Genomic DNA, 12280 nt, shown 5'->3' with positions numbered 1-12280 from the left:
CAACCAGAGTGGGGATTTACGAGCCGGCCTTCAGCCGGTCGAGGACCTTGCCTTCGATCTCCTCGATGCCGGCCGGCACTGCCGGGTACCACTTGATGTTGTCGATAGCGGTCTTCGGGAAGCTGTCGGCGAACTGGTCCTTCAGCTTGCCCTGCATGAGCTTGTCGGCACCGTTGGAAGCCGTGAAGTTGCCGGCGGAAGCGGCCACCTTCGCGGCGATCTCAGGACGCATGTTGAAATTGATCCACTTGTAGGCGGCCTCGTCGTTCCGGCCCTTGGCCGGAATAGCGAAGGTGTCGACCCAGCCCAGCGCGCCGGATTTAGGGGCGATAAACTTGATGTCCGCGTTCTCGGAGTTCAGTTTCCAACCGCCCGTATCCCACGCCATCGCGGCGACGATCTCGCCGGAGCGCAGCGCGTTGAGGAGCTGATCCTTGCCGTCCCAGAAGAACTTCACGTTCTTCTTGCACTCGGCGAGCTTGGCGCCGACCTTCTCCATCATTGCGGCGTAGGCCTTGGCATCGCCGTAGGACGCGAAGGGATTCATGCCGTTGGCGAAAGCAAAGGCGATGAGCGCCGGACGCTTGGACCGGAAGCTCGTCTTGCCCGCGAGCGCGGGATCGCAGAGGTCGTTGTAGTCGGCGACCTTCGGAGCGGCCTTTGTGTTCACGACGAGCCCATCCGTGCCCCAGATGTGGGGAACGCCGTAGACCTTGCCGTCCACGGTGGTGTTCTTCTTCGTGGATTCCAGCATGGAGGCGATGAACTGATCCGACCTGATCTTCGACAGATCGAGCGGCTTGTAGATGCCGAACTCGGTCTGCGGGCCCGCGATGCGGTCCTGGCTCGGCTGCACCAGATCGAAGCCCGCGCCTTGCGTCGCGCGCAGCTTGGAGATCATCTCCTCGTTGTTCGAGAGCGTGATCTCAACCTCGATGCCAGTTTCCTTCGTGAACTGGTCCACGACCTCCTTCGGAGCGTAATCCGCCCATGTCAGGAGCCGCAGCTTCTCGGCCGCCTGGGCCGTCCCGGCGATCATGAGAGCGGCGAAAGCCGTGGCCAGCTTGAGGCCGGCGCGCTTGGTCAACATTGTCATCCTCCAGTATGGTTGGGCTTTTACCCGTGTTCCCCAGTTGCAAAGTTATATGACAGTGCGACGACAGGCTAGGGGGGCGAAAGCCGGCTCGGAATCCCAGCGGGAGGTGACGGCCCCCTGCCTCATCGGTATGGGTAAGCTCCGTTTTTCCGGAGGCTCCCGATCCATGCGCACCCTCTATCCCGAAATCGAACCCTACGATCAGGGCATGCTCGATGTGGACGACGGCCACCAGGTCTATTGGGAGTTGTGCGGCAATCCCCACGGCAAGCCCGTGGTGTTCCTCCATGGCGGCCCCGGCGGCGGCTGCTCGCCGGCGGCCCGGCGCCTGTTCGATCCGGACAAGTACAGGATCCTGCTCTTCGATCAGCGCGGCTGCGGACGCTCGATCCCCTATGCCAGCCTGGAGGCCAACACCACGTGGCACCTCGTAGCCGATATGGAGCGGCTGCGCGCAATGACGGGTGTGGACAAGTGGATGGTGTTCGGAGGCTCCTGGGGCTCGACGCTCGCCCTCGCCTATGCGCAAACCCATCCGGAGCGCGTCACGGAATTGGTCCTGCGTGGCATCTTCACGCTCCGGCGCGAGGAGCTGCTCTGGTACTATCAGGAAGGCGCGTCCTGGATCTTCCCGGACAAGTGGGAGGCCTTTCTCTCGCCAATCCCGCCGGAGGAACGCAGCGACCTCATGGCCGCGTACCGCAAGCGCCTGACCCACGCGGATCCGGCCGTTCAGCGCGAGGCTGCCAGAGCCTGGAGCCTCTGGGAGGGCGAGACCATCACCCTCCTCCACAATCAGGAATTCAGCGAGCAGTTCGGCGACGAACGTTACGCCATCGCGTTCGCACGCATCGAGAACCATTACTTCGTCAATGGAGGATGGTTCGAAGAGGGGCAGCTGATCCGCGACGCCCATAAGCTGAAGGACATTCCCGGCGTGATCATCCAGGGCCGCTACGACGTCGCCACGCCGCCCAGGACGGCGTGGGATCTGCACAGGGCCTGGCCCGAGGCCAAGTTCATCATGGTGCCGGATGCGGGCCACGCGGTGAACGAACCCGGCATCCTGCATCACCTCATCGAGACGACGGACGCTTTCGCGAAGGGATGACGCCCCCGACGAGTGCGACCTACTTCGCGGTCCAGCCGCCGTCCATGGAGAGGTTGGCGCCCGAGATCTGGCTTGCCGCGTCCGAACAGAGGAACACGGCGAGCGCCGCCACCTGCTCGACGGTCACGAACTGCTTGGTGGGCTGCGCTTCGAGCAGGACCTCGTTGATCACCTGCTCCTTGGTCATGTTGCGCGCCTTCATGGTGTCCGGGATCTGTCTTTCCACGAGCGGCGTCCAGACATAGCCGGGGCTGATGCAGTTCACCGTGATGCCATGGGTCGCCACCTCCAGCGCCACGGTTTTCGTGAGGCCTGCGATGCCGTGCTTGGCCGCCACATAGGCCGCCTTGAAGGGCGAGGCCACGAGGGAATGAGCCGAGGCCGTGTTGATGATGCGGCCCCATTGGCGCGCCTTCATTCCCGGCACCGCGGCGCGGATGGCGTGGAAAGCGGAGGAGAGATTGATCGCGATGATCTGATCCCACTTCTCGACCGGGAATTCCTCGACCGGAGAGACGAACTGGATGCCCGCGTTGTTGACCAGGATATCGACGGTGCCCAGGGACCTTTCGGCCTGGTGGACCATGTCGGCGATCTCATCGCTTTCAAGCATGTTGGCCGGGTGATAGATGGCCTTCACGCCGAACTCGCTCTCGATGGCGGCGCGGGTCTTCTCGATCTCCGCCTCGTCCCCGAGACCGTTGATGACCACGTTCGCGCCCTCCTTGGCGAGCGCCCGGGCGATGGCGAGCCCGATCCCACTGGTGGAGCCGGTGACGACGGCATTCTTGGACTTCAAAGTCATGATCCTCTCCGCATGGCCCATTCAACCCCAGGACTATCAAGTAACGCTCACATACCATGAAGGGGGAAGGAGGGTTGGCCTAGCAAAAAGGAGCATTCCGGCTGCTCTCCACTCGGCTCCTCTGCTCTTGGTGCATGGCGCCAGGTCAAGTCCCGCCATTGTCCCTCCGCGGCTGATGTGAGACAGATCTGGGGCAACAAAATTATGGGTGAACGGTGCAGACACCTCGTTTCCTTCCCTGTGGCGATTCCGCCCTGACGGTCGAGTTCGGGAGCGCGATCGATCCCGACCTGAACGGCAAGGTCCTTGCGCTCGATGCTCTCTTGAGAGCTAGCCCGCCCGCGGGCGTGATCGAAACCGTTCCGACCTATCGTTCCCTGACCCTGCAGTTCGACCCCACCGTCACGGATTACGGCGCGCTGACCCGCCTGCTCGAGGAAACGGTGACGAGCCTGCAGCCGGAGAACGCGATCGGCACGCGTTGGCGCGTTCCGGTGGTCTATGGCGGCGAGTACGGCATCGATCTGGAGGACGTGGCGGAGCGCCATGGCTTGACGCCCTCCCAGATCGTCGAGATTCATTCGGGCGCCGTCTACCGGATCTACATGATCGGCTTCCTGCCGGGCTTCGCCTATCTGGGCGGGCTCGATCCTCGGATCGCCACGTCGCGGCGCACCCATCCGCGGCTGAAGGTTCCGAGCGGGTCTATCATGATCGGCGGCGAGCAGGCCGGGATCGTGCCCATGGAAATGCCGAGCGGCTGGCATCTTCTGGGGCGCACGCCGGTGCTGAGCTATGCGCCGGAGCGCGATCCCGTCTTTCTCTTCACCGCCGGAGACGAGATCGTGTTCGAGCCTATCAATGCCTCGCGCTGGGATGTGCTCGAGAAGGCCGCGCTGGCGGGCGAGACCGTTGCGGAGCCGGTACGCGCATGACAAGCCTCGTGGTGAAGAATTGCGGGCCGATGACGAGCCTGCAGGATTGGGGGCGCATCGGTTATCAGCGTTTCGGCGTGTCGCCCTCCGGCGCCATGGACCGCCGCTGCCTGGCCATGGCCAATGTGCTCGTCGGCAACACGCCGGAAGACGCGGCCATCGAGTTCATGAATCTCGGCGGCAGCTTCGCCTGTGAAGGCGGCGAGCTGCAGGTCGCTCTCGCCGGCGCGGGCTGCACGGCGAGCCTCAACGATGCTCCCGTCAAGGCCAACACCACGATCATCCTGAAGGATGGCGATACGTTGCAGGTCGGCCATGCGCGCACGGGCAGCTTCTCCTACCTGGCGGTGGGGGGCGGCTTCCGGATCGAGCCCCAGCTCGGCAGCCTGTCCTTCCACCCGCGCTCGCATCTCGGCGGTTTGAACGGCGCGCCGCTGAAGGCGGGAGATCGCCTGCCCTGCCAACCGGGAGCGCCGCAGGGCGGGCCGATGCATCTGCCGCTCGAACCCCTCGAAGAGCCCGGTCCGATCCGAGTCATCTTAGGGCCGCAGGACGATTATTTCACGCAGCAGGCAATCGACACGTTCCTGACCGCCGAGTTCACCGTCAGCCCCCAGGCCGATCGCATGGGCTTTCAGCTGAACGGGCCGCGGCTCCACCATGCGAAGGGCTTCAACATCGTCTCGGACGGCATCGTGGACGGTCACATCCAGGTTCCGGGCAGCGGCCTTCCCATCGTGCTCATGCGCGACCGGCAGACGGCGGGCGGCTATCCCAAGATCGCGACGATCATCAGTGCCGATCTCGGACGCTTCGCGCAGTTGCGCCCGGGCTCTCCGGTACATTTTCGAGCAGTGTCCCGCGACGAGGCCGTGGTGGCCGCGCGCCGGATGAAGGAATGGATCGCGGCGCTTCCGTCCGCGCTCGTGCCGCTGTGCTTCGATCTGACGACCGAGCGTCTTCTCAGCACCAACCTGATCGGCGGCATGGTGGATGCGCTCGCCCCCAAAGTCCCCGACCACACGGCCTGAAGGAAGTCGGGGCGCCCGATCTCGGCGCCCCTTCCCGTCTTACCTCGTCTTGACGCCGCTCTCCTCCGAGCGGTCCGCCGCCCCGGCGGCCTTCGCCTCGCGGCGGCGCTCGTGGAGAATCCATTCCGTGTAGCCGTTGGGCTGCGCCGCGCCCTTGAAGACGAGGTCACAGGCCGCCTGGAAGGCCGGGCCGTCGAAGGCGGGCGCCATGGGCCTGTAGAGCGGATCGCCCGCGTTCTGCCGGTCCACGACCTCGGCCATCCAGCGCAGGGTCTGCATCACCTGATCTTCTGTCACGATGCCGTGGCGCAGCCAGTTCGCGAGATGCTGGCTGGAGATGCGCAAGGTGGCGCGGTCCTCCATCAGTCCCACGTCGTGGATATCCGGCACCTTGGAGCAGCCGACGCCCTGGTCGATCCAGCGCACCACATAGCCGAGAATGCCCTGGCAGTTGTTGTCGAGCTCCTGCTGCACCGCATCCGGCGCCCAGTTCGACTGCGACACGGGGATGGTGAGGATGTCGGACAGTTTCGCGCGCGGGCGGGATCTCAGCTCGGCCTGGCGGGCCTGCACGTCCACTTGGTGATAATGGAGTGCATGCAGAGTCGCGGCGGTGGGCGACGGCACCCAGGCCGTATTCGCGCCCGCCTGCGGATGACCGATCTTCTGGGCCATCATGTCCGCCATCTTGTCGGGCGCGGCCCACATGCCCTTGCCGATCTGGGCATGGCCCGGCAGGCCGCAGAGCAGTCCCACATCGACATTGCTGTCTTCATAGGCTTTGATCCACTCCGTGGATTTCATGTCGTTCTTGCGGATCATGGGACCCGCTTCCATCGAGGTGTGGATCTCGTCTCCGGTGCGGTCCAGGAAGCCTGTGTTGATGAAGAAGATGCGCTCCGCAGCTGCCTTGATGCACGCTTTGAGGTTGACCGTTGTGCGCCGCTCCTCGTCCATGATGCCCATCTTGAGGGTGTGGCGGGGAAGATTCAGCATGTCCTCCACGGCGGCGAAGAGATCGCTGGCGAAAGCCACCTCGTCCGGCCCGTGCATCTTGGGCTTCACGATGTAGATCGAGCCCGTGCGGCTGTTGCGGAACCCGCCCGTGCCCTTGAGGTCGTGGATCGCGATCAGCGAGGTGACGGCCGCGTCCAGGATCGTCTCGGGAATCTCCTGCCCCGCCTCGTCCAGCACCGCATCGGTGAACATGTGATGGCCGACGTTGCGCACCAGCATGAGGCTGCGGCCATGGAGGCGAACCTCGCCGCCGTCCGGCGCGGTATAGATGCGATCAGGATTGAGCTTGCGCTCGATGGTGCGCCCGCCCTTCTCGAAGCTCTCGACGAGATCGCCCTTCATCAGTCCGAGCCAAGTGCGATAGACCTCCACCTTGTCCTCAGCATCCACCGCCGCGACCGAGTCCTCCAGGTCCATGATGGTGGACACGGCCGCTTCGATCACGAGATCGGCCACCCCCGCCGGGTCGTCCGCGCCGATGGGGCTCGACCGGTCGATCCTGATCTCGATATGCAGGTTGTTGTGGGAGAGCAGCACGGCGGAAGGATTTTCCGCGTCGCCCTGATAGCCCACGAGCTGAGCTGCGTCCTTGAGGCCCGTTTCCCCGCCGTCCTGCAGCTTCACCGCGAGAGCGCTGCCGCGAACCTCGTAAGCCATGGCATCCTTGTGGCTGCCCTTGGCGAGCGGAGCCGCCTGATCGAGCAGCTCGCGGGCGCGGGCCACCACCTTGTCGCCGCGCACCTTGTTGTAGCCGCCGGAGCGCGTGGCGCCCTCGCCCTCGGAGACCGCATCCGTGCCGTAGAGGGCATCGTAGAGGCTGCCCCAGCGGGCATTGGCGGCGTTGAGCGCATAGCGGGCGTTGGAAACCGGCACCACGAGCTGAGGACCGGCGATGCGGGCGATCTCCTCGTCCACGTTCCTCGTCCCGACGGTGAAATCCTCCGGCTCCGGCAGCACATAGCCGATCTCGCGCAGGAAGCGCTCGTACTCGGCCTGGTCGATGGGCCGTCCTGCCCTGGTGCGGTGGTACTCGTCGATCTGGGCCTGGAGCCTGTCGCGGATGGCCAGCAGCTCGCGGTCGCGCGGCGCAAACTCCTTGACGAGCCCGGCCAAGCCTTTCCAGAAGGCTTCCGCCGATACGCCGGTGCCGGGAAGGGCCTCCTGCTCGATGAAATCGTGAAGGACCGGTGCGACCTGGAGGCCGTTCGTCTGGACGCGCGTCATTGTTCCCGCTTTCGTGGAGTGAACATTCCAAACCTTAGCTTAAGGCGACACGACTAAAAATGAAGATGGAGGCCCTTTCCATGAGACAAAGGGCTGATGCGCCACGCAGATTGATGCCGGGCAATAAAAAAGCCGCCCAAGGCGGCCGTCTCAGGGATATTTGGTGGAGCTGAGCGGGATCGAACCGCTGACCTCGTGAATGCCATTCACGCGCTCTCCCAACTGAGCTACAGCCCCACTGAAGTCCGCGGTGTTGGGGCACCGCGGCGTCTCTATAATCGGGTCGGACGCGAGGTTCAAGCCTCTTCGTCGTCTTCCAGATCACTATCGATCAGATCCGACACGTCGTCCTCGCTCTCTTCCTCGTCCTCGAGGAAGGTGTCGTCCGTGTCGTCGTCGCCCACGTCGATGTCGTCATCGACCGGGATGCCCTTTTCGGTCTCGTCAGCCTCGACCTCGTCGAGGGAGACCATCTCCGGACCGGCGGCTTCCAGCTCAGTATCCTCGTCGTCATCCGAGGTGCGGGCGACTGCTGGCGCTGCGGCGCGGCTCAAGGCCACGGCCTGGAAAACGGTGCCGCATTTCGGGCAGACCGCCGGGTCCCTGTTGAGGTCGTAGAATTTCGCGCCGCAGCTCATGCACTGGCGCTTCAAGCCGAGTTCCGGTTTGGCCACGGATATTGCCTTCGTAGAAGTGAATGGTTGGGAAGGCACCCGTTAGTCATGAGGGAAAGGCTTGTCAAATGAGAAATTGCACTGGGAGAGCGGCAACGCGCACCTTGCGGCGTGACGGCGCGGGACGCCCGTGTTAGAGCCCGCCTCCGAAGAGAAGGCTCAAGGAATACGAGAATGTCCCACGCTCATGGCCCTGCCACCCCCGTGTCCAGCAGGTCTGGAAACGCCCTGAACGGGCGCATCCGCGTTCCTGGCGACAAGTCCATTTCCCACCGTTCCATGATCTTCGGGCTTCTCTCCATCGGCGAAACCCGGGTCGAGGGCCTCCTGGAAGGCGACGATGTCCTGCGCACGGCGGAAGCCTGCCGGGCGCTCGGCGCCACCATCACGCGGGAGGCTCCCGGCCGCTGGCGAGTCAAGGGCGTGGGCATCGGCGGCCTGAGCGAGCCCGAGAGCGTCCTCGATTTCGGCAATGCGGGCACAGGCTCGCGCCTCATGATGGGCGTGGCGGGAAGCCACCCGATCACCACCACCTTCGACGGCGACGCCTCGCTGCGCAAGCGCCCCATGCGCCGCATTCTGGACCCTCTGGTGAAGATGGGCGTCACCGTGGTGAGCGAGGCGGAAGGCGGCCGGGTTCCCCTGACCCTGCGCGGACCCAAGGAAACCCTGCCCATCACCTATGAGACTCCGGCGGCCTCGGCCCAGATCAAGTCGGCAATCCTGCTGGCGGGGCTCAATTCGCCCGGCCGCACCACCGTGATCGAGCGCGAGGCGACCCGCGACCACACGGAGCGGATGCTGCGCCATTTCGGCGCAACGGTCGAGGTCGTCCCCAACGGAGCGGACGGCCGCGCCATCACTCTCCAGGGCCAGCCCGAGCTCCGCGGCACCGACATCGTCGTTCCGACCGATCCCTCCTCGGCGGCCTTCCCGCTCGTGGCGGCGCTGATCACCCCTGGCTCGGACATCCTGATCGAGGGCGTGATGATGAACCCGCTCCGCACGGGCCTGATCACCACGCTCCTGGAGATGGGTGCCTCCATCGAGCGCCTGAACGAGCGGGACGAGGGGGGCGAGACCGTGGCAGACCTTCGCGTGCGCCACAGCAAGCTCACCGGCGTGACGGTTCCCCATGGCCGCGCGCCCGCCATGATCGACGAATACCCCATCCTCGCGGTCGCGGCCTCCTTCGCCGAGGGCACCACCCGCATGCAGGGGCTCCATGAGCTGCGGGTCAAGGAATCGGACCGCTTGGCCGCCGTGGCGGCGGGCCTCGCCGAGGCAGGGGTGGAGCATGAAATCCAGGGGGACGACCTGATCGTCCATGGCTCCAGAACGGTGCGCGGCGGCGGCAGGCCGGTCGCGACCCATCTCGACCACCGCATCGCCATGTCCTTCCTCGTGATGGGCCTGGCGACGAAAGAGCCCATAGCGGTGGATGACGGGGCGATGATCATGACGAGCTTCCCCTCCTTCATCCCGCTCATGCGCGAACTCGGCGCCACGATCCAGGACTGAGCCGGCCATGATCATCGCAATTGACGGCCCCGCCGCATCAGGTAAGGGAACGTTAGGCAAGCGCCTCTCGGAGCATTTCGGCTTCGCGCATCTCGACACCGGCCTGCTCTATCGGGCCGTCGCCCGGGTGATGCTGGACCGGGAGATCGATCTCGCCGACCGGGATGCGGCCCATCAGGTGGCGCTGAACCTCGACGTGACCGATCTCGACGATCCGCGCCTGCGGGGGGCCCAGATGGGAGAGGCGGCTTCGGTGATCTCGGGCTACCAGCCCGTTCGCGACGCCCTCCTGGCATTCCAGCGCCAGTTCGCCGCACAACCTCCGGGAGCCGTTCTCGACGGCCGGGACATCGGCACCGTGGTCTGCCCTGACGCGGATGTGAAGCTCTTCATCACGGCAGCCTCCGAGGAGCGCGCCCGCCGTCGGCATCTCGAGCTGCAAAAGAGAGGCGAGCGGATTGTCTTCGAAACCATCCTCGAGGACATCCGCCGCCGGGACGAGCGCGACATGAACCGCAGCTCGGCCCCTCTGAAACCTGCAGCCGACGCGATCATTCTCGACACGACCCACCTCGACGCCGATGCGGCCTTCCAGGCCGCCCTCGATCTCGTCAGGGCCAAAAGCGGGCGTGCCTAGGGCGCTCCCCTAAGGTGACCTTGCGTCACGCCCAGAAGCTGGCACACTGAGCGAACCAGTCCGCCTCCCGTCCAAGGAGAATACGATGGTTCGCTCAGCGATGATCCATCTGGCCGCAGGACTCTCCCTGCTGTGGACGTGCCTCGCAGGGCCGGCCCAGGCGCAGAGCGAAAACGAGGTCGACCTCGCCCTCGTGATCGCCGTCGACATTTCCTTCTCCATGGATACGGACGAGCAGGCCCTGCAACGGGAGGGTTTCGCCCAGGCCTTCCGCTCCCAGCAGGTCCATGATGCGATCCGCGGCGGATTGCTCGGCAGGATCGCCGTCACCTATGTGGAATGGGCCGGCTCGCCGGACCAGCGGGTGATCGTCCCCTGGACAGTCCTCGACAATCCCGAGAGCCTGATGTCGTTTGCGGACAAGATCGCCTCGACGCCTCTGCGCCGAGCACAGCGCACATCGATCTCGGGCGCCCTCGATTTCAGCGTCCGGCTCCTCAAGGAGAGCGGCGTCGAAGCCGTGCGGCAGGTGATCGACGTGTCGGGCGACGGACCCAACAACCAGGGGCGCGGCGTGGCGCAGGCGCGCGACGAGGCCCTGGCCAAGGGAATCACCATCAACGGGCTCCCCATCATGCTGCGAAAGCCTGGCTATCTCGACATCCCCGAGCTCGACGTCTATTACAAGGACTGCGTGATCGGCGGCCAGGGGGCCTTCACGGTTCCCGTTCGCGAGCGCGACCAGTTCATCGAGGCCATCAAGACCAAGATTCTGCTCGAGATCGCCAACCTCATGCCCAAGCAGCCTTCCCTCATCAACCGCATTCAAAGCGCGCCCTCCACGAACTGCATGGCCGGCGAGATGCAGTGGCGGGATCGTTGGAGCAACTGAGCCTCTCATGAAGAAACTGACTTTGGCGCTCGTGGCCCACGACGCCAAGAAGGACGACATGGCCGATTTCGTTGCCATGTTCGAGAACGACATTCGGCCCTTCGACATCTTCTCCACCGGCACCACCGGCGGACGGGTGATGGAGCGCTGCCCCTCCCTTTCCATCACGCGCCTGAAGAGCGGCCCGCTCGGCGGCGATCAGCAGATCGGCGCGATGATCGCGGAGGGCAGGATCGACGCCCTGTTCTTTTTCGTCGATCCACTCTCGCCGCATCCGCATGACGTGGACGTGAAGGCGCTGATGCGTCTGGCTCTTGTCTACAACATCCCCATGGCCCTTAACCGCGCCTCGGCGGAGCGGCTGATCCAGTCGTTCCGGGAATAGAACCGGCGCGCGAGTCCCGCGCGGATTCGAGCGCCGCGTCGTCGGCGACGACATCATCAGAGAAGGATCTCGGACTCATTGTTCCCCTAGGGTGGGCGGCCCGATCTCACACCTTGTGCCTCAAATTCAGCCGCACGGCCTCTGACTCCACATCTTCAGATTTGCTCACCCGATCAGGTGAGCAAACGGAGAAGCCCCCGGCTAAGATCTAGCCAGGGGCCCTTAGATCAAACCAGCTCAGCGGTGTTAGCGCCGGCCGCCGCCATTGCCGTTTCCGGGACCGCCATCACCGCCCCGGCCGCCGCCATTGCCGTTTCCGGGACCGCCATCACCGCCCCGGCCGCCGCCATTGCCGGCAGGACCGTCAGCATCGGTGCCATCGCCATTGTTAGAGCCGCCAGGATTGGATGAGTCATTCCCATCCGGGTCGTTGCCGTGGCCGTTGTTTCCACGACCTCCTGCGTTACCACCCACAGAGCCAGAATCGCCGCCGATGCCGCCGGTCGAAGTGCCATCGGGCGAGCCACCAGCATTACCTACACCGCCGGTGCTTCCACGCCCCCCTACCGCGGCGCCCCCATTGTCGGCAACGGCCCCGCCGCGGCTCGGGCCTGCCCCCCCGCCCACTGTGCCGGAATTACCGATACCGCCGACAGTGCCTGCATTTCCGGAAGCACGGCTGCCGGCGCCAATGACACCCGTTCCCCCACGGACCGGGCTGGGGGCGTCTAGAAGGGAAGCAGGGCGACTGCCGATCGACCCGGTGATCGTGGCAGCCTGATCCTGGTCTTGTCGGCGATCCATTCTGCGGAGCGCCTGAGGCCGAATTGCACAACGGCAGACTTCCTGGCCCGCAACAACCCGAAGACGGCAGTTGTGGTACATAGAAACATCAGCGACAGCCGGGACACACTGCTGGGTGGACCGAGCGACCTGAGCATTGGATGGTATT

12 protein-coding genes and 1 tRNA gene are annotated in these 12280 nt (G+C 64.9%); 7 read left to right on the top strand and 6 right to left on the bottom strand.

All coding sequences use genetic code 11. The features are described 5' to 3' along the window. Positions 1-16 precede the first annotated feature (16 nt). Entirely contained in the window at positions 17-1090 is a 1074-nt protein-coding gene (locus tag GR328_RS08830; protein WP_160884161.1) for an extracellular solute-binding protein, read from the bottom strand. 172 nt (positions 1091-1262) lie between these two features. Between GR328_RS08830 and pip the strand changes: the two genes are divergently transcribed. Continuing rightward, on the top strand, positions 1263-2207 hold the full coding sequence (gene pip, locus GR328_RS08825) for a prolyl aminopeptidase (protein WP_160884160.1): 945 nt from the start codon (positions 1263-1265) through the stop codon (positions 2205-2207). A 19-nt stretch (positions 2208-2226) separates the two neighbouring features. Here pip and GR328_RS08820 read toward each other — a convergent pair whose 3' ends face one another. Further along, positions 2227-3012, bottom strand: coding sequence for a 3-hydroxybutyrate dehydrogenase (locus tag GR328_RS08820; protein ID WP_160884159.1), 786 nt, complete (start codon positions 3010-3012; stop codon positions 2227-2229). Between the two features lie 215 nt (positions 3013-3227). Here GR328_RS08820 and pxpB point away from each other — a divergent pair, with 215 nt between their 5' ends. After that, complete coding sequence (pxpB, locus tag GR328_RS08815; RefSeq protein ID WP_160884158.1) at positions 3228-3947, top strand: 5-oxoprolinase subunit PxpB; 720 nt, start codon at positions 3228-3230, stop codon at positions 3945-3947. After that, positions 3944-4978 carry a 5-oxoprolinase subunit C family protein gene (locus GR328_RS08810; RefSeq protein WP_160884157.1) on the top strand — a complete coding sequence of 345 codons (1035 nt, stop codon included), beginning with the start codon at positions 3944-3946 and terminating at the stop codon, positions 4976-4978. Before pxpB ends, GR328_RS08810 begins: the two co-directional genes overlap by 4 nt. A 39-nt stretch (positions 4979-5017) precedes the next feature. Here GR328_RS08810 and GR328_RS08805 read toward each other — a convergent pair whose 3' ends face one another. The 3 genes from GR328_RS08805 to GR328_RS08795 form a co-directional block, all read right to left on the bottom strand. Beyond that, a complete protein-coding gene (locus GR328_RS08805) occupies positions 5018-7219 on the bottom strand; it encodes a malate synthase G (protein WP_160884156.1) in 2202 nt (733 codons plus the stop codon). Positions 7220-7380: 161 nt separating this feature from the next. Beyond that, positions 7381-7456, bottom strand: a tRNA-Ala gene (locus GR328_RS08800). Positions 7457-7515: 59 nt separating this feature from the next. Beyond that, positions 7516-7893, bottom strand: coding sequence for a TIGR02300 family protein (locus GR328_RS08795; protein WP_160884155.1), 378 nt, complete (start codon positions 7891-7893; stop codon positions 7516-7518). Positions 7894-8067: 174 nt separating this feature from the next. Here GR328_RS08795 and aroA point away from each other — a divergent pair, with 174 nt between their 5' ends. The 4 genes from aroA to GR328_RS08775 all read left to right on the top strand — a co-directional run bounded on the left by aroA (position 8068) and on the right by GR328_RS08775 (position 11328). Next, positions 8068-9414 (top strand): 3-phosphoshikimate 1-carboxyvinyltransferase, encoded by a 1347-nt coding sequence (gene aroA / locus GR328_RS08790; protein ID WP_160884154.1) that lies wholly within the window; start codon positions 8068-8070, stop codon positions 9412-9414. 7 nt (positions 9415-9421) lie between these two features. Next, positions 9422-10051 carry a (d)CMP kinase gene (gene cmk, locus GR328_RS08785; RefSeq protein WP_160884153.1) on the top strand — a complete coding sequence of 210 codons (630 nt, stop codon included), beginning with the start codon at positions 9422-9424 and terminating at the stop codon, positions 10049-10051. Between the two features lie 85 nt (positions 10052-10136). Continuing rightward, positions 10137-10943: a DUF1194 domain-containing protein gene (locus tag GR328_RS08780; RefSeq protein ID WP_160884152.1), complete on the top strand. Its 807-nt coding sequence runs from the start codon at positions 10137-10139 to the stop codon at positions 10941-10943. Positions 10944-10950: 7 nt separating this feature from the next. Continuing rightward, positions 10951-11328 (top strand): methylglyoxal synthase, encoded by a 378-nt coding sequence (locus GR328_RS08775; protein WP_160884151.1) that lies wholly within the window; start codon positions 10951-10953, stop codon positions 11326-11328. A gap of 227 nt (positions 11329-11555) precedes the next feature. Here the strand turns inward: GR328_RS08775 and GR328_RS08770 are convergent, their stop codons facing one another. Then, a complete protein-coding gene (locus GR328_RS08770) occupies positions 11556-11843 on the bottom strand; it encodes a hypothetical protein (RefSeq protein WP_160884150.1) in 288 nt (95 codons plus the stop codon). Positions 11844-12280 lie beyond the last annotated feature (437 nt).

The organism is Microvirga makkahensis (assembly GCF_009830105.1).
Lineage (GTDB): Bacteria > Pseudomonadota > Alphaproteobacteria > Rhizobiales > Beijerinckiaceae > Microvirga > Microvirga makkahensis.
Note: the sequence above shows the minus strand (reverse complement) of the source record. Positions and strands in the feature narration are given on the sequence as shown.

What these genes read in the sequence shown, in the direction of transcription:
- GR328_RS08830 (WP_160884161.1), bottom strand. Translation starts at nt 1,090, where the DNA reads ATGTTGACCAAGCGCGCCGGCCTCAAGCTGGCCACGGCTTTCGCCGCT.
- pip (WP_160884160.1), top strand. Translation starts at nt 1,263, where the DNA reads ATGCGCACCCTCTATCCCGAAATCGAACCCTACGATCAGGGCATGCTC.
- GR328_RS08820 (WP_160884159.1), bottom strand. Translation starts at nt 3,012, where the DNA reads ATGACTTTGAAGTCCAAGAATGCCGTCGTCACCGGCTCCACCAGTGGG.
- GR328_RS08810 (WP_160884157.1), top strand. Translation starts at nt 3,944, where the DNA reads ATGACAAGCCTCGTGGTGAAGAATTGCGGGCCGATGACGAGCCTGCAG.
- GR328_RS08805 (WP_160884156.1), bottom strand. Translation starts at nt 7,219, where the DNA reads ATGACGCGCGTCCAGACGAACGGCCTCCAGGTCGCACCGGTCCTTCAC.
- aroA (WP_160884154.1), top strand. Translation starts at nt 8,068, where the DNA reads ATGTCCCACGCTCATGGCCCTGCCACCCCCGTGTCCAGCAGGTCTGGA.
- cmk (WP_160884153.1), top strand. Translation starts at nt 9,422, where the DNA reads ATGATCATCGCAATTGACGGCCCCGCCGCATCAGGTAAGGGAACGTTA.
- GR328_RS08780 (WP_160884152.1), top strand. Translation starts at nt 10,137, where the DNA reads ATGGTTCGCTCAGCGATGATCCATCTGGCCGCAGGACTCTCCCTGCTG.
- GR328_RS08775 (WP_160884151.1), top strand. Translation starts at nt 10,951, where the DNA reads ATGAAGAAACTGACTTTGGCGCTCGTGGCCCACGACGCCAAGAAGGAC.
- GR328_RS08770 (WP_160884150.1), bottom strand. Translation starts at nt 11,843, where the DNA reads ATGGCACTTCGACCGGCGGCATCGGCGGCGATTCTGGCTCTGTGGGTG.